We start from the raw sequence: 25,370 nt of genomic DNA, 5'->3' as shown, positions 1-25,370 counted from the left end.
AGTGAGTCAATGACTCACTCCAGCTTGGGGGGATGCCCCGGTATGCTGAAGGTGTAGATCAGGTCTACTGCCTGTGCTGCGCCGGAGATAGCTCGCAGATACAGGTTGCGCCACAGTTGGTAGGTCAGTGTCAGCTCGGCAATCGGCGAGAACACGCCTACGCCATAACCGACCTCCAGACGGTCGGTCACCTTGCCACTGACCACCACCTGGCTGTCTTCCCCACTGCCGGCAGTATCAAGACTGAGATCCTCTATGCCGAAGGTCTCACCCACAGCGCCTACCGCCCCTCCTGTCTTGCCTAGTGTCATGCCGATCAACGCAGTAGTCAGGGCTCCACCTGCACCGCCATCTTCGGGGGCGCGGCCTCGAAGCACATAGGACAGCGCGCGGGACTCTTCCATGGAAGGTTCGGAGAAGATTTCCAGTTTCGGGGTTGAGGCCAGGCCCGTCACCCTTAAACCCGCAATCACGCCATCTTCCGTATTGGCTGGGTTGCGGATTGCCTCGAAGTCAAGCAGCGGTTGGCTTGGAGGGCCACTGAAGATGATCTTGCCTTCACGAATCTGCAGGTCCTGACCGTAGGCCTTGAATTGACCGTCAACCAAGTTGACGTCACCAAACAGCTGCAGCGGTCCATTGACCTGGCGCACATCAAGTTTGCCTTGCAACTCCGTTTCCAGCCCATAGGCTTCGAGGAGCATGTCAGGTCCAAGCAACAGGCTGATACGAATATCAATCGCCATACCTGCCTTGGCCATGGATTGCGCGGTAGGCTCGCCGGATGCTCTTGCTCGCCGGGCCTCTTCCTCTGCTGCCTTGGCGGCCTCATCCATCTCCTTGGTGATGATGATTTCATCACTGCTGGGCGTCACCGCTGAAGGCGGTACCTTGCCGACTTCCAGGCGCGCCCAGGGTACGCGGACATCGCCACGCACCTGCAGACGCTCCGGATTGGCACGAATGGTCAGGTTGGGGGCAACCTTCAAGCGGCCATAGGCTGGCATGGACAGCAGAAGAGGGTCCTGCTCGGCATTCAATGCCACCTGCGCCTCCCAGCTACCTCCAGGCCAGGAAGCGGTGCCATCAATATTCAGGCGTCCTTCCTCAGCATCTACATAACCCGAAATTCTGGCATTGTCATTATTGAGCGCGATGGAGACATCCCCATCAGTGACCACCAGCGGGATATCTGCACCGTGGACACGTAGACCGGAGAGATTGAGGTTACCGTTGAGTTCGGGGTTGGCACGATTGCCGGAGATGGAAATCTGCCCGTCAAGGCTGCCTTCCAACTCATCAATCCCTGTCGCCAACGGTCGATAAGGCGCCAGGCGCACTTCGTTGATGGCCAGACGTCCATCCAGGGCACCTGTCCCCATGGGATCCTGGATGGCAAGATCCAGTTTGAGAGAGCCGCTATCCGCCAGGCCAAGCTCGAGAGCGCTGGTGATACGCGACTGACTGGCATCCAGATCAAGCGTCAGAGTGGTCGCAGGTACGCTCCATTCCTGACCGTAGGCATCGCGACCAGCAATCTCGACCTGGCTGTCGAGATCCGCCTGAGCCTGCCAGCGGCTACCGCCCGCCGACCAGCTCGCAACCACCTTGGCCTCGGTTTTACCATCGATGCGCCAACCTTCCGGCAAGGCACCATTGATCAGGTCCATAGGTGTCTCGTCGACCTCGACAACCACTCGACCACTATCCGGCGAGGCTTCCACACCTTCGTTTAAGCACACGGCACCACCCTGCTGTCGGCGCAGACAAAAGGGTTCCGTACGCACGGAGGATTGTGTCAGGTTGGCATCAAAGGACAGTGCATCGTCCAGGGCAATATTGCCTTGGGGAAGATCCACTTCCAATGGAGACAAGGTACCACGATAGCGATCTCGAGCCTTGTTCATGGCGCCATCGAGAACCAGGGCAAGTCGGTTCAATGGTCCATCTTCATTGCCATCGACGTTGAGCTCAAGGCGATGTTGGGATAACAGTCCCTTCAAGCTCAGATCAATATCGGCAAAACTCTGGCCTCCTGCCTCGACATCCTGCGCATTGAGCACGATATCCAGCCGGGGATCATCAATACCGGCCACCTGCCCGTCCAGAGACAGCCTGGCGATACGGTTGTCCTGGAAGGCCACGCCGTCACCGGCCAAGGTCACATCCAGCTCTGGAGCCTTGAGGCTACCATTGGCCGTAATGTCGCCCTGCAGACGGCCAGCGAGTCCCGGGTAGAGACTGGCCATGTCTGGCAAGTCCAGCTTGGCAGCAATATCTATGGCTGACTGGCTGACCAGACCCTGAGCAGTGATGCGATTATTGCCCTGACGGAAATCCAGGGATTCGATGTTCCAGCGCATGTTGCTGTTACCGGACACCTTGGCATTGAGTGTCAGCGGGCGTTCATCCAACTCGCCCTTGATGTTCAGCCCTGGGACAGTGACCCGCCAGCCTTCATCCGTCTGGTTGAAGGTGAGCTGTGCCTGGCCATCGAGATCACCCTTGAGCCCTTCGACAAAGGGTTCAGGATTGATGCCGTTGAAGTCCAGGCTGGCCTCCACCTCCAGGCCTTCAGCCCAGTTGACGCCGCCTTCTGTTTTCAGGTGGCCCGCGTCCATGGTCACTTCCAGCGGTTTCCAGCGATAATGCTTGAGGTCACCCTGGCCATTCAGGTTGAGATGCGTTGTCGGCAGGCTCGGGCCTTCAGCATCCAGTTCCAGTTGTGTCTGGTAATCCAGCAACGAGCCTTTGGCAGACAGGGTAATATCCGTGGCTACCCAAGGCTTGAGCTCTTCAGCTGTCTTTTCCTGCCCTTCCTCTGGCTGTTGCCCTTCACCACCGACACCCTGCTGTTCTTCGCTGTCGGCGTCTTGTTGTTTTCCGTTGTCGGCACCTTGCTCGTCAAGCTCCATGCCTGGCAGTGGCCACTGCAATTTCGGGCTCTTGAAGGTCGATTCAAATGGTAATGTGGGATCCAGGGCATCCAATTGTGCATCGAGTTGGGCTTCGACCGGTCCGGTCAGGTCCAGGTCTACCTTGAGCTCTGCCAGGCTGCCATCCAAGGCCAACTTTACCCTTTCGCCATCCAGCGCAGGGAAACGCTCGGGCAGGTACAAGTCTGCATCCAACCGCGCCATCAGTGGATAATTGTCACTCAAGGTTACTTCGGCCTGCAGGTTGGCATCTGCGTCCACCGTGTTCACCGAGAGTGGCTCAATGGTAACGGTCTGGCCACTGGCGTGGAGATTCAGGTCCAAGCGCTTCACGCCATAGTCCATCGCACCATCGATGGCGACGTCCTCGACCAGTAGCTCAGGAACTTCCACGGCCACCGGCAGAGTAATCTCCGGCAGTTCGATGCGTGGTCGCTTGTCGAGGGGAAGCGTAGCGACACCCTGAGCCTGGGCAGCCACCTGGCTGGGCAGTGGCGAGCGCACTGCAATGGCCGCATCGATAGCCTCGGCCGTCAGGATGTCATCCTCCTGCTCTGCAGCGCTGAGGGCCAGCATGGCACCCGGTGTCAACGGCAGCGTCAGGCGCAGCCCTGCCAGGCGGGTAGGCTGCACATTCACGGTACTGCCTTCTGCCTCTACGCCAGTAGTGAAACTCTTCCAGGCCAGCCGCGTGCCATCAGCCAGGTGCACAGCAACATCGTTCACCTTGATATCACGCAGTTCGACAGGGAATGGTAGTTGTACCTGGGGCATGTCCCCCGCAGGCTGCTCAGGAGCTGGCTCGGTTTCCTCATCAGCCTGGCCTTTGCCGATACGCACTTGCGCCCCATCGACATACAACTGATCAAGACACAGGCGCCCTTTCAGCAGGCAATCTTCTGCCCAGGACAAGTGGAGGTCGTCAACTGCTACTCTCAAGCTGCCCTGTTTCAGGCGAAAGCCCTTCAAGTCGAAAGTATCCAGAGGAGCGCCTTCAACGCTTTCGTATGACAGCAAATCCATTCGGGCCGCTTGTTCCAGGGCCAGCTTGGTGCCCCAGGGACTGAGCACAAGGCCCACCAGCAGCAGTACCAGCCCGGCCAGCGTCAAAGGCAAGAAAATTGCCAACCGGGTCAGGGCCCAAAGTAGTCGTCCTGTTCTCATTTGGGGCTCTCGTCAGGCAAAAAAGGAAAGTCTTGTGAGCATTCCGTCAGCATCAGAATTCCGGTCCGATGGCGAAGTGAATGCGGAAGCTGTCGTCAGGATCATCAAAGGGATGTGCGACGTCCAGGCGGATCGGCCCCACAGGAGAAATCCAACGTACCCCCAGGCCGGCTGCCTTCTTGAGCTCATCTGGCCACCAGTCATTGAAGGCATCGCCGGCATCATAGAAGGCGGCTCCCCACCACTTCCCCGTGATACGGCGCTGGGCTTCGATGCTGGCAGTGAACAATTGCTGGCCACCTGTGAGCTTGCCGTCGGAATCCTCGGGGGACAGCGACTCATAGCTATAGCCGCGCACCGTGGTATCACCACCAGTGAAGAAACGCAGTGACGGTGGAATCTGGGCGAAATCATCGGTCTCGATGGTGCCGGCGCCAAGCCGTCCAATGAAACGGTAGTCGTCACCCAGTGAACGGATCCAGGCGGTATCCCCTGTCGCGCGGAAGAACTCCGCATCAGAGCCCCAGGATTCACTCGAATATTGCAGCGTCAGATTCTGGCTGTCACCCCAGGAAGGGAACTGAGGGTTGCGCGTGCGCGTCCGAGTCCAGTTCACGCCAGGATAGAGCAACAGCACTTCGTTGGATTCATTACCTTGGGTAAAGTCTTCATAGGTGGCGCGCAGGTATACGGTCTGCTCCCAACCGTTGTCGAATACCCAGCGACGGCCAAAATCCACGGTACTTTCGAAACTCTGGGTGTCCTCGATGTCTTGATTACGCAGACCGTATTGCAGGCGATAGCTGTCCCGCAGCGGATCATCCAGGGGAATGTTGTAGTTGCCACTGAACTGCTGGTCGGGACCGGATAGATACAGCTTGTTGTCCCAGCTATGACCGTAACGGTTGACCCATGGTTGATCCCAGGAGAACTGCAGACGCGGCCCTACATCGGTGGCGTATCCGATACCGGTCTCGAACTGGTGGCGGTCGGCCGGCGTCAGCGAGACATCAATGGGCATGCTGGGGTTTTTCGGCGGATACAGTGCCGCTGCCGATATCAAGGCATCAGTTGAAATCCGAGGCCCTCGCACAGGGGTTGGTATGTCCGCATCGTCGACGGCGTAATACCAGCCTTTCTGTTCAGGCAGAGCCAGGACACCTTTCTGGATATCCAGGCGTGGGCGTACGCTGATCGAGCCGAACCACTCGGTCTGGCCCAACTCATTGGTGAACTCAGCCACTTGACTGGAGAGATAAGGGTCGCCTGTTTCGAACGGAATCAGATTGCGCAGGCGTTCCTCGACAATGTGGTTGCCGGAGATGGACACATCGCCAAAGCGGTAACGGGGACCACTGTCGACGCCTAGATACAGCCTGGCACTGTGTGCCCAAGGCCGGACTTCCATGCGCTGATCGGTAAAGCGCCAGTCGAAATAACCACGTTCGATGGTCAAGCCCTGCAGTTTGCCTTTGAGGCTGTCATAGGGTTGATGGAGAAGGACATCGCCCTTTTTCTGAGGATAATCGGCAATGGCCTGCTTGAATGGCTTATCTTCAGCAGCATCCCCCTGCAGGGTGAAGTCAATCACTTCGAGCTTGACCGGTTCGCCCTTGTCGATGGTCAGGAAAACCTCTTCCGGTTTCTCTTCATCATCGAAGCGAATGTCGAGCTGTGGTTCGTAGTAGCCGTATACCCGTATTGCTTTCTGAGTCAGGCGAGCGACTTCAGCACGCAAGCGATTGATGTTGTACTGACTGCCATCGAGACTATCGAGATAGATCTTGACGTTTTCCGCCATCTCATCGTTGACACCTTTGATGGTGGCGTCAAGAGCCCACACTGGAGCTGGAAGCACGAGTATCGCCAAGGCAGAGCCCCAGGAAAGCGCGACTGATCGAAAGGGACTGTGATTTTCCATGTCCTGATAATTTCCCCGGAACTGATGATTTCCCAGAGCGGCTTGTTTTCCGGAGCTGACAATTTTCCGGAACAACGTGATGTCCGCTTTAGCGCAGGGCTTCGAGCTGCGCTGAGAGCGACAATTGCGTCTGACGCAGTTCTGTCATGTCCAATTCAAGTTCAGCAAGGCGCGCTGAAAGGCTCTCTTGCGTTGAGCGGTCATCTTCTCCTGATTGGCTTACCGCTTCAATGTCTGCGACAAGCTCCTGCTGCTGCCGCTCGATATTGTCCAGTCGAGTGCTCAATGAGTCCAAGGCTTCATTGAGCTTCTGTTCGAGGCCGCTCATGCCACTATCCACACGCTCGCTCAAGGTCGCGACGCGTTTGTCCTGGTTTTCCCAGCTGTCATCGAGGCGTGCCAAGCGTGCCTCAAGGGCCCCTCGTCCCTCGTCACCGGCACGTTCTACTGCGCTCAAGGAACGTCCTGTGGCTTCCAGTGTCTGTTCCTGAGTCTCGAGGCGCCGGGCCAGAGACTCGAAACGCTTGGCATGGCTCCCGCTGTTGCCCTCGAACTGATTCAGTCGTTCTTCCAGGGCACGAGACTTTTCAGCGATGTCGTCTTGCCATTGGCCGGAAAGACGGTCCAGGGAGGACTGCAATGCCTTTTCCTGAATCGCCAGCTCGTCCAACTGCTGCTGGAATAACTCAAGAATATCGCCTTGATCACGTTCCGAATCGAAACGTGCATGCATATTGGACAAGTCCTTGGTCAGTCGGGTGATTTCCTGCGACATTTTCTGCTGTGTCTGCCAGGTATACCAACCTCCAGTGCCGGCCGCCAGGATCAATAGCAACACGACGCTCCACAAGGGCCATAGCTTCGGCCTGGGTGAGCGTCGATAGCGCACGGTTGAATGACTTTCCCCTGGGTCCGGCACAATGGGGTGCTGCGCCATGTTGATCTCCTTGCTGTTTGATAATGCATCGCTTAGTGATGCATCGGCCATGCCATCAGTTGCCTGATAGTGTATGTTTTTTTGACATGAAATCGCACGGCCGTTGGCGTATTGACGATGAGGACAAGACCATGACTTTCGAGCTTCCTGCTCTCCCCTATGACATGCATGCGCTGGAGCCGTATATATCCGCAGAGACGCTGGAGTATCATTATGGAAAGCACCACAAGGCGTACATCGATAAACTCAATGAGTTGATTGCTGGCACCGAATACGCCGATCGCTCGCTGGAAGATATCATTTGTTCTTCCTCTGGCCCGCTATTCAACCAGGCAGCGCAGGTCTGGAATCATACCTTCTACTGGCACTGTCTCTCCCCACAGGGAGGTGGTGAACCTCAGGGTGAGCTTCGCCAGGCCATCGATGAGCAGTTCGGCTCGTTCAGTGCATTTCGAGAAGCTTTCAACAGCAAGGCCCTGGCTAATTTCGGCGCTGGCTGGACCTGGTTGATCAAGACGCCGGATGGGGAACTGTCGATTCTCAATACCGGCAATGCTGAAACTCCTGTTGCCGAAGGCTTCACGCCACTGATGACGGTCGATGTGTGGGAACATGCCTATTACATCGACTATCGCAATGCCCGAGCCAAGTATCTGGAAAACATCTGGAACATTCTGAACTGGGACTTTGTGGCTCAGAACTTCTCCTGACAGGCACGATTTCTCGCAGAAACCATTCCTTGTAGAAACTGTTTGTGACAGAAACGTTGTCTGACGGAAGTCACTCGACCTGACGCAAGAAAAGGCACGCCTCTCATGGAGTCGTGCCTTTTCTCGTACCCGATCGCTTATTGTGGCTCGGCGCGTCGACCAATGCCGCGATAAACGAACCCTTGGGAGGCGACATAATCAGGATCATAGATATTACGACCATCCAGGATCAGCCGTCCGCTGACTCCGGACTTCAAGGCTTCCCAATCCGGGTTCCAATACGCTTTCCATTCGGTCACCAGCATCAGGGCGTCGACCTGCTGACAGGCATCGATCGGCTCACCATGACAGAGTGTCAGTAGCGGATGATCACCCACCACCTCGCGGACGGCTGGCAGAGCAACGGGGTCATGCAGGTATACATGCACTCCCTGAGCCCATAGTGCACGCAGCAAAGGCAGAACCGGTGCCTGATCGATCCGAGCGGTGCCAGGTTTGAAGGCCGCGCCCCAGATAGCCACCTTCAATCCTTCAAGGCGCCCATGATGATAGGCCCAGAGCTTGCGGAACAAGGTCTCTTTCTTGCGTTCGTTGATTTCCAGCACCTGATCCAGCAGCTCGGAATGGCGGCCACTGGCAGATTGCACATCGGCAAGCCCGACCAGGTCGCGGCTGAAGTTGGGGCCACCAAAACCGCAACCGGGATACAGATACTCATATCCGATGCGGGGGTCCGCTCCCATGCCCTGGCGTACATATTCCACATCGACCCCAAGGGTATCAGCCAGTCCCGCCATCTCGTTCATGTAACTGATTCGCGTCGCCAGCATGCCATTGATGGCCAGCTTGGTCAGTTCGGCAGCACGCTTTGGCATCCGCTGAAAGACTTCATGGCGACGATTGAAGGCCCGCATCAGTTCGCGAACCTGATGTTCAGCACGCTGATCATCACAGCCGAGCAGCCAGCGGCGTGCCCGAGTGAAGGTTTCCCAGGCACGTCCTTCTTCGAGAATATCGGGCAAGGCCACAGCCGCTACACCGCGGTCGGCCAACAGTGCTTCCAGACGCTCGGTATCGCCGACAGGGAAGGTGGCATTGTTGATCAGGATGGCACCCTCGGACAGGCATTCAGCCTCCGACTCCACCAGCGACGGTGCTTCGTCGCGCTGACGGGGGGACAACGCCAACCACAGGACATCCACGGATGCTTTGGGCAAGGGACCATTTTCATCAATCTTCAGATGACCACTGGCTAGCGCCTCATCGAGACGCTGGCCAACCATGGGCTCACCTTGAAGCCAGCCACTATGTCGCAACTCCTGCCAACGACTGCCGAGCGGCCGCCAGATGACGTGGTGGCCGACCCAGGCCAAGGCTGCCGCGGCGGTCGCGGCAGACAGCTCACTTCCATGTATCACCACGCGCATGGCATCAGTCCTCTACGGCATAGCGTTGGAGCAGCTCACTGAAATCCTTGCCATATTTTGCATGACGGCGGCCATAAGCGAGGATTGCCTCGAGATAGCCGAGTTGGTGACCACAGTCGAAAGTCTTGCCTTGCATGCGGTAGGCATCGACGCCCTGTTCATCGCGAAGCTGGGCAATGGCGTCCGTCAATTGAATCTCATTGCCTGCGCCCGGCTTTGTCTGTGCCAGCAGCGGGAAGATGCGGCCAGGCAGCAGATAGCGACCGATGACAGACAGGTTGGAGGGGGCGTCCTCGACGTTCGGTTTCTCGACCAGACCGCTAAGCTCACAGGATTCACCAGGTGCAGGGGCATCGCCTTTGGGCGCGACGATGCCGTACTTGTAGACCAGCTCGCGCGGAACTTCCTCGACCATCAATTGAGCACGACCGGTGTTGTCGAATGCTTCGATCATGCCGGCCAGGTCATTGCGTGCTAGGCCTTCATCATCGACCAATACATCGGGGAGTAGTACAGCAAAGGCTTCGTTATCTCCTACCACCGGGCGGGCACACAAGACTGCGTGGCCGAGACCCAGGGGCTCAGGTTGGCGCACACTGATGATATTCACGTCCTCAGGGACGATAGCACGGAGTTCCTCGAGCAGTTCTGTCTTGCCCTTGGCCTCGAGGCCGGCTTCAAGTTCGAAGTGCTTGTCGAAATGGTTCTCGATGGCGCTCTTGGTTCCATGCGTGACCAGAACGATGTCGCGAATCCCTGCTGCGACGGCTTCTTGCACCACGTACTGAATCACGGGCCGATCAACAATCGTGATCATTTCCTTGGGAATCGCCTTGGAGGCTGGCAGGCAGCGGGTACCAAATCCGGCGACGGGGAGAACGGCCTTGCGAATCATAGTCACTTCCTTAAGTTGCTTGTTCTGGCGGTCGCATATCCATCCATGTGCATTTGATCATGGGAATCCACCCAGAGGAATGCGTAAAATACCTCATGATACCGAACTCGAGCCGACCTGACAGTTGGTTCGGAACGCCTTGGAGACACAGATGACCGTATCGAACACGCCTACCGGCAACGTTGACCACAACGAGATCAGTAAGTTCTCGGCCATTGCCGACCGCTGGTGGGATACCCAAGGCGAATTTAAGCCATTGCACGACATCAATCCTCTTCGCCTGGACTTCATCGACAACCGTGCTGGTCTTGCAGGGCACCAGGTGCTGGATGTGGGTTGCGGTGGCGGCATCCTTTCCGAATCCATGGCCCGTCGTGGCGCCTTGGTGACCGGCATTGACCTGTCCGAAGCCGCTCTGGAGGCGGGGCGGCGTCATGCGGACGAGCAAGGTGTCGAGCTCGATTACCGCTTGATCAGCGTTGAACAACTGGCCGAGGAAGCACCGGAAAGCTTCGACCTGGTCACTTGTCTGGAAATGCTCGAGCATGTGCCCGATCCCGAATCGGTGATACGGGCCTGCGCTCGCTTGGTAAAACCCGGTGGGCATGTGGTGCTGTCCACCATCAATCGTAACCCTAAAGCCTACGCTCTGATGATCCTTGCGGCGGAATATGCCTTGCGCATGGTTCCCAAGGGTACCCATGACTATGCTCGTTTCATTCGCCCGTCTGAGCTGGCCCGCTGGTGCCGGGAAGCAGGCCTCAAGGTCAATGAACAGAGCGGCCTGGTCTATCATCCCCTGACGCGACGTTTCAAGCTGTCGCCCACGGATGTTTCCGTCAACTATCTGATGCATTGCCGCAAGGAGGTGCAATGAGTCACGGAAATCCGATGAATGGAACAGGTCCCCAGGCGCTGCTGTTCGATCTGGATGGTACTCTGGTGGATACAGCGCCCGATCTGGCCAGGGCGACCAATGCACTGCGTCATCATCATGGCCTGGCCGATCTGCCCTATCCGCTGATTCGGTCACAGGTGTCCAACGGAGGCAGTGCTCTGGTCAAGCTAGCACTGGGTCTGGATCTGCAGCATCCTGATCATGGTCAGGCCCGGCAGTTTCTGCTCGATCGTTATGGCGAAGGACTGGCCGTGCACAGCAGGGTCTTTCCTCCTCTGGATGAGCTGCTGGAGCGCTGGGAGACGGCCAGACGTCCCTGGGGAATTGTCACCAACAAGCCACGGGCCTATGCCGCCCCCTTGATTGAAAGCCTGGGGCTTCGCCCCGGCGCCTTGCTCTGCGCAGACGACCTGCCAGTGCGCAAGCCTCATCCGGAGCCTTTGCTGGAAGCTGCCCGCCGATTGGGTGTAGAGGCTTATGAATGCTGGTACATAGGTGACCACTTGCGTGACATGGAAGCTGCTCGGGCTGCTGGCATGAAGGCCATCGCCGTAGGGTATGGCTATATCGCCGATGATGATGACTATCGGCAATGGCCCGCCGACGACTGGTTCGATACTGCAGAGTCTCTGGCTCAAGCACTGTAATCCAAGATCGCAGCCCAGCAACACAGAAGCCACCCGAGATCCTCAGGTGGCTTCTTTTACTCTGTGACTTGCCAGGTTAGCGACTCGCCAGACCAACAATCCACAAGGTGGTCATTCACAAAGGCTGTCTTCACAAAGGCAACCCTGCTGAAGCGCCGTCACGTTCAAGAATGCTCAAGCTGCCAAGACCGGGTCGGACAGCATTTGCACGGCTCATGTCCGAGGAGGCTGGGCATCGAACTTCTTGCCGTTATGTCCTTTGCTGTCAGGCCCCATCAGCCACAGGTAGGTCGGCATGATGTCTTCCGGAGTACGCAAGGTCATGGGATCTTCTGCCGGATAGGCGGATGCGCGCATGCCGGTGCGTGTTGCTCCAGGGTTGAGCGTGTTGACCCGAATACTGCCCAGGTGCTCCACCTCTTCAGCAAGCACTTCCATGAAGCCTTCTGTAGCGAACTTCGATACGGAATAGGCCCCCCAGTAAGCCCTACCCTTTCGGCCTACGCTGGAGGACGTGAAGATCAATGAAGCATCTTCGGAACGCGCGAGCAAAGGTAACAGGGCCTGGGTCATCCATACCGGGCCATTGATATTGACCTGCATGACCTGATCCCAGAGCTCCGGAGCATATTGCTCGAAAGGTGTAATCGTTCCCAGCAGGCTGGCGTTATGCAGAATCCCGTCGAGGTGGCCGAACTCTTTGTTCAAGGCTTCGGCCATGTCGTGATAGTCCTTCAGCGTGGCCCCTTCGAAATTCAATGGAAATATCGCAGGCTGGGGTCCCCCGGCAGCTTCTATCTCGTCATAGACCTTTTCCAGCTTGGAAATGGTGCGGCCGAGCAGAATCACCGTCGCCCCATGTCGAGCATAGTGAATGGCAGCCGTTCGCCCGATGCCATCTCCTGCGCCGGTCACCAGGATGACGCGCCCCTTCAGTAAATCATCCGGAGCCTGATAGTCGATCATGCATTGACTCATGGGTGATCTCCTTGTGCTGAAAGCCTCGGGCTTTTTCAGGGAAGCGCTGAAGTACTCAGTGCTTCTTCAGTATGCTGCAAAAATGGCAGGTCACCACACCTTGTCCGATGAATCAGCCGGACTGGCGCAGGTAATCACTGGCCAGGGATGCAGCATTGCTGTCGGGATAATCCTTGCTCACGGCCTGGAGCAAGGCCTTGCCGCCATCTGCATCTCCCTGCCGTGTCTTCAGCAGACCAAGTTTGTACATGGCATCAGGCACCTTGCTGCTGTCCGGAAACTGCTCCAGCACAGTGGAAAATGCCTTCTCCGAGTCGCCAAAGGAGGACTTGGCAGAATACAGCTCACCCAGCCAGTACCAGGCATTGGCGGTCAATGAGGTATCAGGGTATTTCTTGACGAAGTCATTGAACTCCGTGATGGCCTGGTCGAAGTTGCGCGACTGGACCTTGGCAAAGGCGGACTGATAGGCATTCTTCGCATCACCACTGGCAGACGATGTGTTACTGCTGCCTTGGTTGCTGCTGCCGGATTTCTCTCCGTTGCCACTGGTGGCGCTGCTGGCCTCACCCTGCTGCTCACCGCTACTCAGACGGCTGTCGAGATCCATGTATTGCGCACGGGTCTGCTTCTGGAGCTGCTCAAGCTGGTAGCGCAACTCGTCAATCTGTCCACGCAGCTCGCGAATTTCCTGCTTTTGCTGCTCGACATCATTGAACAATTGAAGGCTGCCGCCGGCCTGAGACTGGGTGGTTGTCTGTCCATAGAAGCCACTGGACTGCTGGGCCAGGGCCGGAGAAAGTACCGCAGGGACCATGACAGACAACGGGAGCACCAGGGCTCCCGCGCCGCACAGTCCTTTCAGGCTGTGTTTCATAGATGACTCCAATCGGAATCGCAGGAAACGCCGGCATGATTCTGGCCAGCGCTTCCTTCGTTTCAGCTATCGTTCGATAGCGTTATCAATAGGCGAAGACCACGCGGCGATTCTGAGCAAAGGAATCCTCATTGCTGCCACGTACCGCAGGACGCTCTTCACCGTAGCTGACCACTTCCACCTGGGAAGGTGATACGCCACGCAGGCTCAGGTAACGTTGAACCGCTCCGGCACGACGCTCACCCAGGGCCAGGTTGTACTCACGGGTACCGCGCTCGTCGGTATGACCTTGGAGTATCACTCGGGCGTTGGGGTTCCCGGCCAGGTAGGACGCGTGGGCATTGACCACGGATTCGAACTCGGAACGAATCGTGTCGCTGTCGTAGTCGAAGTAGATGGTACGGACGTCAGGAATGCCAGTAGACGCCATCTGACCCGCGCCATTGCCTCCCATGCCAGTACCACTCACCTGCCCGCTGCCAGCGGTACCTGTGCCCACGCCACCAGCAGCGCCGGTGCCATCCATGCTGCCATCCTGAGTGCCGCCGGTGCTGGAACAACCCGCAAGCACGGCGAGAGAAGCAGCAACTGCCAGCGAACGCATATAGGGCTTGAAAAACATCATAAGACTCCTTGCATGATCCATCTAAGGTGATAAATCGAATCAATTCAGAAACGGTGACCACGCGGGTTCACGTACATCACCTTGGGCCGAGGGGAGACGGAATTGTGCCCGTCCGTCCGCGGTGACAGCTCCCAGCACCCCAGTACCGCCTTGCTGGGTGGCGAAGATTACCATGGTGCCATTGGGTGCGACACTAGGTGATTCCGCCTGCTGTGCATTGCTGATTTCCACCAGGCGACCACTTTGCAGGTCCTGCTTGGCAACCTGGAAGCCGTTATTGCCACGGTGGATCAGGAATAGCGATTTGCCGTCCGGTGACAGACGGCCACGCGCGTTGTAGTTACCCGTGCGAGTCAAGCGTTCGGCTGAGCCACCCGATACGCTTTGACGGTAGATCTGCGGGCCACCGGAGCGGTCGGAAGTGAAGATCAGGCTCTGTCCATCCGGTGACCAGTCCGGTTCTGTCTCGATGCTGCTGCTGTTGGTCACGCGCTGAAGACCACGAGAAGCGATGTCCATCACGTAGATCTCGGGATTGCCGTCACGCGATAGCGCCATGGCCAGGCGACGGCCATCCGGCGACCACACTGGTGCGCTGTTGAGGCCTTCGAAGTCTGTCAGCTTGGCCCTTTGTCCAGAAGCCAGGTTCTGCACGTAGATGGCCGGACGCTTGCTTTCGAAGGATACATAGGCCAGCTTGCCGGCATCGGGGGACCAGGCCGGAGACATGATCGGCTCGTCGGAGGTCAGCACCTGCTGACTGTTGTGGCCATCGGAATCCGCCACATACAGGGAATATTGCGTGTTGTCGCCTACCCCCTGGGAAGTGACATAGGCCAGACGCGTAGAGAAAGCACCACGGATACCGGTGATTTCCTCGAAGATCTGGTCGGCAATGTAGTGGCCAGCACGACGCAGATCATTGGTGCTGGAAGTCACGGTCTCCCCAAGCAGGCGAGACTCGCCATTGACATCCATCAGCTCGTAGCGGATGGATACCTGCCCACCCTGCTGTGTCGCGCTGCCGACCACCAGGTAGCGGGTATCCAGCGAACGCCATTCACCAAACTTCACTTCTTCGGACGACGTCGGCTTGGCAAACATGGAGGAACGTGGCAAGGGGTCGAAATAACCACTGCGACCGAGATCGTCGGACACCACCTGGGCAACATCTGTCGGTAGTCCTTCGCCGGCAAAGGGAACCACGGCAATCGGCGTGGCACGTTCGTTGCCACGTGTAATATCGATGGTCAGCTCCGCCTGTGCCATGGGCATCACCAGCAGCGCCACCAGGCCAAGACAGGTCGCCATGAACCTTGCGGCTGGCATCCTTGTCCGCCCTTTATTGGTCCAAATGTTTATCAAGGTTCTCATCAGTGCACACCTCCTGGGTCGAAGCGCAGATTGAATTGACGGTAGTCGTTCCGAACATTTCCAGGTAACTCAAGCAGTTCAGAGAACGGCGCTGCAGCCTGAACCGCCTGAATGGCCGTATTATCAAAGCCCGCATTGCCACTGGATTCTGCCACGCTCGGAGGTACGAGCAGCTCTCCAGAGGGGCCTAGGCGAACACTGATTCTTGCAGACAAGCCTTCACTGTTCGGCGGAATATTCCAGTTTTGCTGAACGGCATTGCGCACTATCTGAATAAAACCGTTGGCCGCTTCTTCGCCCTGTTCGGCATTGGATACGGCATCCGTATCACCCTGGATCAGCCGTTGCAGTGCGGCTTCCGCCTCCTCTCGCGAGCGTCTATCTGCTTCCTCTTTAGCTTTACGCTCAGCCTCTTCCTGAGCCTTGCGCTCGGCTTCTTCGCGGGCCTTCTGTTCAGCTTCCTCTTTGGCCTTACGCTCAGCCTCTTCCTGGGCCTGGCGTTCAGCTTCTTCACGGGCCTTCTGTTCAGCTTCTTCTTTGGCCTTGCGCTCGGCTTCTTTACGGGCCTTCTGTTCAGCTTCCTCTTTGGCCTTGCGCTCAGCCTCTTCCTGAGCTTGGCGTTCGGCTTCTTCTTTGGCCTTACGCTCAGCCTCTTCCTGGGCCTGGCGTTCAGCTTCGGCTTGAGCCTCCTGACGGCGTGCTTCTTCCGCTGCGCGTTGCTTGGCCGCAGCTTCTGCCTCGGCAGCACGACGCTCCGCTTCGGCCTGGGCTTGTTCAGCCGCCTGTTGACGCTCTGCCTCGGCTTGCTGCTGGGCCTGCTGCTCAGCTTCTTCGCGAGCCTGCTGTTCCGCTGCCTGTTCTTGAGCCAGACGCTCTGCTTCGGCCTGGGCCGCTTCTTGCTGTGCCTGCTGTTCGGCCTGCGCCTCTTGTTCCTGAGCGGCGGCCTCCTCAGCTGTCGATTCTTCCTCGGCAGCTCGCTGGGCAGCACGTGTACGCGCTTCAGCAGCCTGCTGGGCCTGATCCGTCGTCGTGGCAGTACTGATCAGGGTAGCCTGCACAATGGCATTATTTGGCGCTTCCGGTTCGGAAAACGGCCACTTGACGACACTGAGAATCAGAATTCCCAGGTGCAGCCCTACCGCCAGCATCGTTGGCAGGCCATATCCCACACGCCCCTCTCGCAGGCGGCGTCGTGGCTTTGGCATTTGCTTCGCCATGGACACTCCTAGCCGTCAGAGGGAGGCGGTTCTGAAATCAGACCGACGTTGGCAACACCTGCCAGCTGCAGGGTGCTCATCAGGGTGACGATCTGCCCGTAAGGCACGTTGCGGTCGCCGCGCACCATCACCGGTGTACCCGGCTTGCGCTCCAGCAGGATGATCACCCGGTCACTGATTTCATCAAGGTCAACCTGGCTCTCGTCACCGCCAAGATTGATGTAATACTGACCATCACGATCGACCGACACGATGATCGGCTCATTCTGCTCGTCGACGTCGATGGGCTCGGATGAGACCTGGGGCAAGTCAACATCGACCCCTTGTGTGAGCATCGGTGCAGTGATCATGAAGATCACCAGCAGCACCAGCATCACATCGATGAAGGGGACAACGTTGATCTCTCCCATGGGCTTGCTGCGCCCACGACGATGAAAGGGTCCAAGCATGGCATCTTCTCCCTTCAGGCAGCGCTGGAGTCGGATCTGCCCTGCAGGTTGCGGTGCAGGATGGAATGGAACTCCTCGGCGAAGTCTTCATACTTGCCGAGCAAGCGGGAAGACTCGGCAGACAGCCGGTTGTAGAAGATGACCGCCGGGATAGCAGCAAACAGCCCCATGGCTGTTGCAATCAATGCCTCGGCAATCCAGGGTGCAACCGTGGCCAGGGTGGCCTGCTGCGCCATGGACAGCGACTGGAAAGACCCCATGATGCCCCACACGGTGCCGAACAGACCGATGTAGGGACTGGCAGATGCCACAGTGGCAAGGAAAACCAGGTGCAGGTTGAGGCGCTCTTCTTCGCGTGACCAGGCCACACGCATGCTGCGCTGGACACCATCAAGAATGGCCTGGGCGCTGCGGGTCTTGGGCATCAGACGATTGAACTCACGAAAGCCGGAACGGAAGATGTGTTCAGCCCCTTCGCTTTCCTGTTCGGAGGGAATTTCCCGATACAGTTCATTGAGGTCGACCCCGGACCAGAATCGGTCTTCGAAGGCACGATAGGCACGCTTGGCTTTGCGCATGACGAAAGTACGCTGAAACACCACCACCCAGGACAGGATGGAGCCGGTCAGCAACAGCAGCATGACCAGCTGGACGACACCGCTGGCGTTGATGATCAAATGTGGGATGGACATGGAGTCGTTCACGGCAAACCTCGTGTCTCGGGTCAGTCAGAGTCAGTATCGATCGCCCGTTCATCGGGGGCGATTCCAAAATGGTGCCAGGCCTGGCGTGTGACCACCCGGCCACGGGCAGTACGCATCATCAGGCCCTGTTGAATCAGGTAAGGTTCAATGACATCCTCGATGGTGTCACGCTCTTCCCCTATGGCAGCGGAAAGCGAGTCGACCCCCACGGGGCCGCCATCAAATTTCTCGATCATGGCCAGCAGCAGGCGACGGTCCATATGGTCGAGGCCATGATGATCCACGTGCAGCATGTTCAAGGCCTGATCGGCAACTTCAGCAGTGATCTGCCCCCCTGCACGCACTTCTGCGAAGTCCCTCACCCGGCGCAGCAGGCGATTGGCGATACGCGGAGTCCCTCGCGAACGGCGCGCCACTTCCTGGGCACCTTCTCGATCCGTCTCTACCCCCAGCAATCTCGCCGAACGACTGACGATTTCCGTCAATTCATCGATGGCATAGAACTCCAGGCGCTGAACGATGCCGAAGCGATCACGCAGAGGAGACGTCAAACGTCCTGCCCGGGTAGTGGCGCCCACCAGAGTGAAAGGTGGTAGATCAAGCTTGATGGAGCGCGCCGCCGGCCCTTCGCCGATGACGATGTCCAACTGAAAATCTTCCATGGCGGGATAGAGAATCTCTTCCACCACCGGCGATAGGCGATGAATCTCATCGATGAACAGCACATCGCCCGCCTTGAGATTGGTGAGCATGGCGGCGAGGTCGCCAGCACGCTCCAGTACCGGCCCGGAAGTCGATGTCAGATTGACCCCCATCTCCGCGGCGATGATGTTGGCCAGCGTCGTCTTGCCCAGCCCCGGAGGACCAAATACCAAGGTATGGTCAAGACTTTCGTCCCGTGCCCGAGCCGCATGGATAAAGATTTCCAGTTGCTCACGAACCCGTGGCTGGCCGATGTAGTCAACCAGACGTTTCGGGCGGATGGCATGATCCACCCGAATATCGCTCTCTTGCGCATTGGCGGCGATCAGACGATCGTTCTCTATCATGGCATCATCCTGCCATGCGGCGAGCCAAGGCCGCCTTGATCATGGCTTCCGTACTTCCCTCACCTTCCAGGCCGGAAAGCATGCGACTGGCTTCAGTCGGCTTGTATCCCAGGCTGACCAATGCGGCTTCGGCGTCAGCAAGAGGATCCTGGGCCGGACGCGAGGCATTGGACAAGCTGCCACCATCGAGCGGTAGGCTGTCGGGATGCTGCCAATGCGGAAAACGGTCACGCATCTCGATGATCAGGCGTTCAGCCGTCTTTTTGCCAACCCCTGGAAGGCGCGTCAGCGATTTGACGTCATCCTCCATCACACAGCGTACAAAGGCGTTTTCGTCCATACCGGACAGAATCGCCAGGGCCAGCTTGGGACCAATGCCATTGACCTTGATCAGGGCACGAAACAACGCCCTTTCCTGCTCCCTGGCAAAGCCGAACAGCAGGTGCGCATCATCGCGAATGGTCAGATGAGTGTAGAGAGACACTTTTTTCCCTACACCAGGCAATGCCACCAGAGTCGTCATGGAGGCTTCCAGCTCGTAGCCGACCCCCCCCACATCGACGACCAGCCCCGGGGGTTGAGTTTCTAGCAATGTGCCCGTGATGCGTCCGATCATGGCGCGATGGTTTCCTTGATCCTGCGTGTTTTAAGAATGCACTGAACATGCAGCACTTCTCGATATTCTAATCTGCGTACTTCAGATGTATGAGATGTTCATACCCTCTTTGGCTCCCCACTATACTGATGGGTTAGAGTGTATGCCAGATGAATCAAACACCGTTCGACAACTCTTCATGTTGGGTTTAGGCGACACTCATTGCCTCGCAGAGATCCGCGTCATGCCGCTTTGCACTCAAGGCCGAAAATGGCGCCAGGACGTCGCTCGGGAGCGTTTCTGTCTTCCACCATAACTGCCTTCCTTGACAAGTCCGCGAGAAGCATAGATGTGGGTCAGGGCAATGGCCAGCGCATCGGCGGCATCTGCCTGCGGAGTCCCGGAAAGGCCTAGTACCGCAGTGACCATGTGCTGCACCTGAGGTTTTTCTGCGGCTCCGCTGCCTGTGACAGCTTGCTTGATCTGACGTGCGGCATACTCGCTGACAGATAGACCATGGTTGGCTGCACAGACAATGGCCACGCCGCGTGCCTGGCCAAGCTTCAATGCCGAATCTGCATTCTTCGACATGAACACCTTCTCGATGGCCAGCGCATCCGGACGATGTACGGCAATCAACTCGCTGATACCGGCATAGATCTGAGCCAGGCGCTGTTCCAGGTCATCATCCTTGAGTCGGATGCAACCACTCGCCACGTAGCGTGGAGTATGCTCAGCAGCATCCACAACGCCATAACCGGTAATACGCGAACCAGGATCGATTCCTAGAATCAGCACTGATTGCCCCTGTTGTCGTATGTCCTGCAAGTCCCTGTCGTCATGGCAGGCTTCCTCTCTATATAAGCCAGACCACTCTATCGCGTTGGAGAAAAAACGTCTTGTACATCATTGAGATCCTGGCGCCAATCAGAGGAGCGATAAATCCCCGGCATTTCCCTGATCTTCCAAGTTGCTGCCATGCATGTCGCTCGATACAGACAGGGAAAACAAAATCCGCAAGACAAAGCTCGATGAGAAGCGGGGGCTGTGTCGGATATTGATCAAGACCAGGGCATGGATCAAGCCAGTTGTTATGTGATGCAGATAACATGCTCCTCATGTATTAGCATCTGCTATCAACGTGCAATATACCCTTAACCATCCATGACAGACATGGCCCGCAGGAGGATAGAACGTGAGGGATGTAGCCATCATCGGCGCTGGCCCGGTCGGGCTCTGCCTGGCCAGCACACTTGCTGCTTCGGGAATGAAGGTTTCCTTGATCGAGCGACAGCCACGCTCGGAACTGGCCCATCCTGCTCCTGACGGTCGTGAGATCGCCTTGACCCACGCTTCGCGCCGTCTGCTCAGTGACTTGAACATTTGGCAGCATCTGAGCAGCAGCGATATCTCTCCACTTCGCCAGGCCCGCGTATTCAATGGCCAATCGACTTGGTTCATGGGCTTCGGCAATCCGTCTTCAGACGAGCAACCTCTGGGATTCATGGTGCCCAATCATGCCATTCGCCATGCCGCCCATGAAGCGGCATCGGCATGGGACAATATCGAATGGCATCATGCGGGTCTTGCCTCGATAGCCAGCAGTGCTCACTGCGCCACTCTGGATCTCGATAATGGGGAGCGCTTGCACGCGCGTCTGGCAGTGGCCGCAGATAGCCGCTTCTCGATGTCACGTCGGCAAATGGGGATCGCCGCTGAAATGCGCGATAATGGCCGTTCGATGATGGTCTGTCGAGTCAGACATGAACATGCCCATGATCAATCCGCCTGGGAGTGGTTCGACTACGGCCAGACATTGGCTCTGCTGCCTATCTCCACCCACCTTTCATCTGCCGTCGTGACCTTGCCGCATCAGCAGATGGAAGCATTGATGGCACTGGATAGCGAGGCCTTCAGCGCCCAGTTGACCCAACGCTATGGCGGGCGTCTTGGCCGCATGAGCTTGATCGATCAAGCTTATGCATACCCTCTGGTCAGTACTTATGCCGAGCGCTTTCATGCCCAGCGGTTTGCCCTGGTCGGTGATGCCGCGGTGGGCATGCACCCCGTGACGGCCCATGGCTTCAACTTTGGCGTGCACAGCCAGCATCGCCTCGCTCGTCGTGTGGTCGAGGCGTTCCAGCGTGGCCTGGACATCGCCGCACCACGCCTGTTGTCTGCCTACGAGCGCGAGCATCGCCTGGCAACGCGTCCGTTGTATCTTGCTACCCAGGCGATTGTCAGTCTCTACACCGACGAACGCCGACCTGCCCGCTTGCTACGTCATCTTGGGCTACAGCTCGGCGAGCGAATGACGCCTGCTCGTGCTCTCATCAGCAGACATCTTCAGGGAGAAGCACTGCTGCCCGGCCTGCCACCACTTCCTGCTTTACCCCGCCTCCCCTTCATGAACCAGACATCATGACGCGACAATAAAAAAGCAGCCTCGCTCTGGGCGAGGCTGCTCGTTATGGGCCACTCGTCAGGAGCGGGAAATACACCGCTCCTTCTGAAGGGCCTTATTTATTCGCTGTCTTCGGCCTTGGCCTTCTGACGCAGGCGGATATTGAGCTCCTTGAGCTGCTCGGGACTCACTTCGCCAGGTGCTTCGGTCATCAGACAGGCAGCACTTTGTGTCTTCGGGAAGGCAATCACTTCACGGATGGTCTTGGCCCCAGTCATCAGCATGACCAGGCGATCGAGCCCGAAGGCCAGGCCACCATGGGGAGGCGCTCCGTACTGCAGAGCATCCAGCAGGAAGCCGAACTTCTCGTTGGCCTCTTCATCGCCAATGCCGAGAATCTCGAATACGACCTTCTGCATGGCCTGATCATGAATACGGATGGAACCGCCACCCAGCTCGGTACCATTGAGCACCATGTCGTAGGCACGAGACAGCGCTTCGGCCGGGTTGGCCTTGAGCTCTTCCGGACTGCAGGCAGGAGAAGTGAACGGGTGATGCAATGGGCTCAAACGACCATTGTCATCCGCCTCGAACATCGGGAAATCCACGACCCAGAGAGGCGCCCACTCGCAGGTGTAGAGGCTCAGGTCTTCACCCAGCTTGACGCGTAGCGCGCCCAGCGCCTCATTGACGATGCGAGCCTTGTCAGCACCGAAGAAGACGATGTCTCCATCCTGTGCTCCAACACGGTCCAGCAGCGTTTCGATGACGTCTTCCATGAACTTGACGATGGGCGATTGCAGCCCTTCGATGCCCTTGGCACGTTCGTTGACCTTGATCCAGGCCAGACCACGGGCGCCATAGATTCCGACGAACTTGGTGTATTCATCGATTTCCTTGCGCGAGAGCTTGGCGCCTCCGCTGACCTTGAGCGCGGCCACGCGTCCGTCTGCTGCGTTGGCCGGACCGGAGAACACCTTGAAATCGACATCCTTCATCAGGTCGTCGACATCGACCAGTTCCAATGGAATACGCAGATCCGGCTTGTCCGAGCCGAAGCGTTGCATCGCCTCGTGCCAGGTCATGCGCGGAAACTCTCCCAGATCCACATTCAGCACATCGTTGAACAGGCTGCGGGTCATGGCTTCAGTGATCGCCATGATATCGGCTTCCTCTACGAAGGAAGCCTCAAGGTCGATCTGAGTGAACTCAGGCTGACGGTCGGCACGTAAGTCTTCATCGCGGAAGCACTTGGCAATCTGATAGTAGCGATCGAAACCTGCCACCATCAGCAATTGCTTGAACAGCTGCGGGGATTGAGGCAGAGCGAAGAAGCTGCCCGCGTGAGTACGGCTTGGCACCAGATAATCGCGAGCACCTTCCGGGGTCGCCCGGGTCAGCACTGGCGTCTCGATGTCCAGGAAGCCTTCGCCTTCAAGGAAAGCACGCACACTGTGAGAGATGCGTGAACGCAGGCGCAGCTTCTCGATCATCTCGGGGCGACGCAGATCGATATAACGATGCTTGAGGCGAGTCTCCTCCCCCACCTTGCCGTGCTCGTCGAGCTGGAACGGGGGAGTCGCCGCGGTGTTGAGCACCACGACTTCCTTGGCCAGTACTTCAATCAGGCCAGTCGGCATGTTCGGGTTCTGGGTGCCCTCGGGACGCAGGCGAACGCGGCCCTGGATGCGCAGCACGTACTCGCTGCGGGCGCGGTCGGCATTAGCGAAAGCCTCGGCGGTATCAGGGTCAACCACAACCTGAGCGACACCATCACGATCGCGAAGGTCGAGGAAGATCACCCCACCGTGGTCACGGCGGCGATGAACCCAGCCGCACAGGGTGACCGTCTGGTCCACCAGAGTTTCGTTGAGCTGGCCGCAATAATGGCTGCGCATGTTGGATCCTGTCTTGTTACGTGAAGAAAAAGGCGGTAATACGGATCAGGCTGCGGCATCGCCGCCTGAAGAAGAACTATTGGGTGAGCTGTTGGAAGAACTACTGTCACCAGCGAGGTTCTTCTTGCTACCACCTGTCTTGAAGTCGGTTTCGTACCAGCCGCCACCTGCCAGACGAAAGCCTGCTGCAGAGACCAGGCGGTTAAGCTCCGGCGCTTCGCAGGATGGGCAATCAGTCAGTGGATCGGCACTGATTTTCTGCAGTTTTTCCAGACGATGGCCACAAGCCTTGCACTGATATTCGTAGATGGGCATGGTAATCAATTCTCCAATTGCATCGAAGCCGGTTGCAGCGATGCCATCACACCGGGTTTTCCTAGGGCAAGACAATCCAGACTTGAGCCCGCTGACCTTATCCAGGTCATGTCTACCAAGGCCCTGTTTAGCAAGGATTGTACCTGCCGAGGTGCGATATATGGCCAGGCCCCAAGGATTGCAAGAGCGCTGCGCTTCCAAGGTTGAATGCCAGGCCACGAATGAAAAGGCCATAGTATAGCCTCTGGAGCACGGCAAGTCCCAGCCCTGCAGCATGATTCCATTACGCTGTATCGAATGATTATTGTGCAGCACCAATTGAACCCGACGATCACGACAGAATAACCAGGAGTTACGATGAAAGCCGTCCTGCTCGATGCCGACAGCCTCGGCCCGAATATTGACCTGTCTCCCATTCGCGAGCGAGTCGATACATTGGAGGTCTATCCCACCAGCACCACCCAGCAGGCCAGGGAGCGCCTGGCAGGGGCAGATATCGTGTTGGTCAATAAGGTCGTTCTGGACGCTGAAACACTGACATCACTGCCTTCGTTGCGGCATATCTGCGTACTTGCGACCGGCACCAACAATATCGACATGACATGTGCCGACAAATTGGGAATTCGCGTCGACAACGTCAATGCCTATGGCACGGCAAGCGTTGCACAGCATACGCTGATGCTCATGCTGGCCCTGGCTAATCGCCTGCCACTTTATCAGCGTGATGTAAGCGAAGGATTATGGGGTAAAAGCCCCTTCTTCTGCCTGATGGATCACTCCACCCTTCAACTGGAGGGCAAGCATCTGGTAGTGGTGGGTCAGGGAACTCTGGGAGCCAAGGTGGCCCAACTGGCCGAAGCCTTCGGCATGCAGGTGACTTTCGCTGCGCGCCCAGGCAACGAGAGCAATGACTCGCGCCCAGCCCTGTACGAGGTATTACCCACCGCCGATGTGGTCAGTCTGCACTGCCCTCTGACTGAACAGACACACCATCTCATCAACGCCGATATTCTCGAGCGCTTCAAGGATGGCGCATTGTTGATCAACTGCGCTCGCGGCAGTGTGATTGATGAACAGGCAGCCCTGGAAGCCCTGCGTCAGGGAAAACTAGGAGGATTGGCGGTGGATGTACTGCCGCAGGAGCCTCCTCGCGAAGGCCACGCACTGATCAGGGCTCTTTCCGAGTCTCCCGCTCTCAACCTGCTGGTGACGCCGCATAATGCCTGGATCACTCCGGAGGCGCGCCAGAATATTGTGCATCTGACGGCTCGAAACCTGGATAAGGCCAAGGAAAAGACACCATGAGGGTGCTCGTTTGAGCATCTGCGTCGATTTATCCAGCGTGTCTCT

The 25,370-nt window shown here is 57.5% G+C and carries 22 protein-coding genes; 5 read left to right on the top strand and 17 right to left on the bottom strand.

Going from position 1 to position 25,370, the window contains the following annotated elements; translation table 11 throughout:
• Positions 1–14: 14 nt before the first annotated feature.
• The 3 genes from Q1K07_RS07005 to Q1K07_RS06995 form a co-directional block, all read right to left on the bottom strand.
• Complete coding sequence (locus tag Q1K07_RS07005) at positions 15–4,100, bottom strand: translocation/assembly module TamB domain-containing protein (RefSeq protein ID WP_300309390.1); 4,086 nt, start codon at positions 4,098–4,100, stop codon at positions 15–17.
• A 52-nt stretch (positions 4,101–4,152) separates the two neighbouring features.
• Positions 4,153–5,958 carry an autotransporter assembly complex family protein gene (locus Q1K07_RS07000; RefSeq protein WP_300309389.1) on the bottom strand — a complete coding sequence of 602 codons (1,806 nt, stop codon included), beginning with the start codon at positions 5,956–5,958 and terminating at the stop codon, positions 4,153–4,155.
• Positions 5,959–6,109: 151 nt separating this feature from the next.
• The gene (locus tag Q1K07_RS06995; protein ID WP_300309388.1) at positions 6,110–6,958 is read right to left on the bottom strand and encodes a hypothetical protein; all 849 of its coding nucleotides are present in this window, start codon (positions 6,956–6,958) and stop codon (positions 6,110–6,112) included.
• 131 nt (positions 6,959–7,089) lie between these two features.
• Between Q1K07_RS06995 and Q1K07_RS06990 the strand changes: the two genes are divergently transcribed.
• Complete coding sequence (locus Q1K07_RS06990; RefSeq protein ID WP_300309387.1) at positions 7,090–7,668, top strand: Fe-Mn family superoxide dismutase; 579 nt, start codon at positions 7,090–7,092, stop codon at positions 7,666–7,668.
• A gap of 137 nt (positions 7,669–7,805) precedes the next feature.
• Here the strand turns inward: Q1K07_RS06990 and Q1K07_RS06985 are convergent, their stop codons facing one another.
• Positions 7,806–9,095 (bottom strand): nucleotide sugar dehydrogenase, encoded by a 1,290-nt coding sequence (locus Q1K07_RS06985; RefSeq protein WP_300309386.1) that lies wholly within the window; start codon positions 9,093–9,095, stop codon positions 7,806–7,808.
• A gap of 4 nt (positions 9,096–9,099) precedes the next feature.
• The gene (galU, locus tag Q1K07_RS06980; RefSeq protein ID WP_300309385.1) at positions 9,100–9,990 is read right to left on the bottom strand and encodes a UTP--glucose-1-phosphate uridylyltransferase GalU; all 891 of its coding nucleotides are present in this window, start codon (positions 9,988–9,990) and stop codon (positions 9,100–9,102) included.
• 151 nt (positions 9,991–10,141) lie between these two features.
• Here galU and ubiG point away from each other — a divergent pair, with 151 nt between their 5' ends.
• Complete coding sequence (gene ubiG / locus Q1K07_RS06975; protein ID WP_300309384.1) at positions 10,142–10,867, top strand: bifunctional 2-polyprenyl-6-hydroxyphenol methylase/3-demethylubiquinol 3-O-methyltransferase UbiG; 726 nt, start codon at positions 10,142–10,144, stop codon at positions 10,865–10,867.
• 14 nt (positions 10,868–10,881) lie between these two features.
• Positions 10,882–11,535, top strand: a complete 654-nt coding sequence (locus Q1K07_RS06970; RefSeq protein WP_300309539.1) for an HAD-IA family hydrolase — start codon at positions 10,882–10,884, stop codon at positions 11,533–11,535.
• 213 nt (positions 11,536–11,748) lie between these two features.
• On the opposite strand, the gene Q1K07_RS06965 is transcribed toward Q1K07_RS06970, so the two are convergent.
• From Q1K07_RS06965 to ruvC, 10 genes are all read right to left on the bottom strand, one after another.
• Positions 11,749–12,513 carry a YciK family oxidoreductase gene (locus tag Q1K07_RS06965; RefSeq protein ID WP_300309383.1) on the bottom strand — a complete coding sequence of 255 codons (765 nt, stop codon included), beginning with the start codon at positions 12,511–12,513 and terminating at the stop codon, positions 11,749–11,751.
• A 112-nt stretch (positions 12,514–12,625) separates the two neighbouring features.
• Positions 12,626–13,390, bottom strand: coding sequence for a tol-pal system protein YbgF (ybgF, locus tag Q1K07_RS06960; protein WP_300309382.1), 765 nt, complete (start codon positions 13,388–13,390; stop codon positions 12,626–12,628).
• 85 nt (positions 13,391–13,475) lie between these two features.
• A complete protein-coding gene (gene pal / locus Q1K07_RS06955) occupies positions 13,476–14,012 on the bottom strand; it encodes a peptidoglycan-associated lipoprotein Pal (RefSeq protein ID WP_300309538.1) in 537 nt (178 codons plus the stop codon).
• A gap of 42 nt (positions 14,013–14,054) precedes the next feature.
• The gene (gene tolB / locus Q1K07_RS06950) at positions 14,055–15,344 is read right to left on the bottom strand and encodes a Tol-Pal system beta propeller repeat protein TolB (protein ID WP_300309381.1); all 1,290 of its coding nucleotides are present in this window, start codon (positions 15,342–15,344) and stop codon (positions 14,055–14,057) included.
• A 44-nt stretch (positions 15,345–15,388) separates the two neighbouring features.
• Positions 15,389–16,606, bottom strand: coding sequence for a cell envelope integrity protein TolA (gene tolA / locus Q1K07_RS06945; protein ID WP_300309380.1), 1,218 nt, complete (start codon positions 16,604–16,606; stop codon positions 15,389–15,391).
• A gap of 8 nt (positions 16,607–16,614) precedes the next feature.
• The gene (tolR, locus tag Q1K07_RS06940; RefSeq protein ID WP_300309379.1) at positions 16,615–17,055 is read right to left on the bottom strand and encodes a protein TolR; all 441 of its coding nucleotides are present in this window, start codon (positions 17,053–17,055) and stop codon (positions 16,615–16,617) included.
• A gap of 14 nt (positions 17,056–17,069) precedes the next feature.
• Positions 17,070–17,759, bottom strand: a complete 690-nt coding sequence (tolQ, locus tag Q1K07_RS06935) for a protein TolQ (protein WP_300309378.1) — start codon at positions 17,757–17,759, stop codon at positions 17,070–17,072.
• Between the two features lie 20 nt (positions 17,760–17,779).
• Positions 17,780–18,808: a Holliday junction branch migration DNA helicase RuvB gene (ruvB, locus tag Q1K07_RS06930; RefSeq protein WP_300309377.1), complete on the bottom strand. Its 1,029-nt coding sequence runs from the start codon at positions 18,806–18,808 to the stop codon at positions 17,780–17,782.
• Positions 18,809–18,812: 4 nt separating this feature from the next.
• Positions 18,813–19,424, bottom strand: a complete 612-nt coding sequence (gene ruvA, locus Q1K07_RS06925) for a Holliday junction branch migration protein RuvA (RefSeq protein WP_300309376.1) — start codon at positions 19,422–19,424, stop codon at positions 18,813–18,815.
• 237 nt (positions 19,425–19,661) lie between these two features.
• Complete coding sequence (gene ruvC / locus Q1K07_RS06920; protein WP_300309375.1) at positions 19,662–20,201, bottom strand: crossover junction endodeoxyribonuclease RuvC; 540 nt, start codon at positions 20,199–20,201, stop codon at positions 19,662–19,664.
• Positions 20,202–20,598: 397 nt separating this feature from the next.
• Between ruvC and ubiM the strand changes: the two genes are divergently transcribed.
• Positions 20,599–21,828 (top strand): 5-demethoxyubiquinol-8 5-hydroxylase UbiM, encoded by a 1,230-nt coding sequence (ubiM, locus tag Q1K07_RS06915; protein ID WP_300309374.1) that lies wholly within the window; start codon positions 20,599–20,601, stop codon positions 21,826–21,828.
• Between the two features lie 98 nt (positions 21,829–21,926).
• Here ubiM and aspS read toward each other — a convergent pair whose 3' ends face one another.
• Positions 21,927–23,705, bottom strand: coding sequence for an aspartate--tRNA ligase (aspS, locus tag Q1K07_RS06910; protein ID WP_300309373.1), 1,779 nt, complete (start codon positions 23,703–23,705; stop codon positions 21,927–21,929).
• Between the two features lie 45 nt (positions 23,706–23,750).
• Positions 23,751–24,020, bottom strand: coding sequence for a zinc ribbon domain-containing protein (locus tag Q1K07_RS06905; RefSeq protein ID WP_300309372.1), 270 nt, complete (start codon positions 24,018–24,020; stop codon positions 23,751–23,753).
• Between the two features lie 357 nt (positions 24,021–24,377).
• On the opposite strand from Q1K07_RS06905, the gene Q1K07_RS06900 reads away from it, so the two are divergent.
• On the top strand, positions 24,378–25,325 hold the full coding sequence (locus Q1K07_RS06900; protein WP_300309371.1) for a D-2-hydroxyacid dehydrogenase: 948 nt from the start codon (positions 24,378–24,380) through the stop codon (positions 25,323–25,325).
• Positions 25,326–25,370 lie beyond the last annotated feature (45 nt).

It is taken from the genome of Halomonas sp., assembly GCF_029263665.1.
Lineage (GTDB): Bacteria > Pseudomonadota > Gammaproteobacteria > Pseudomonadales > Halomonadaceae > Halomonas.
The sequence above is the reverse complement of the archived record's forward strand: the minus strand, read 5'-3'. Positions and strand labels throughout refer to the sequence as shown.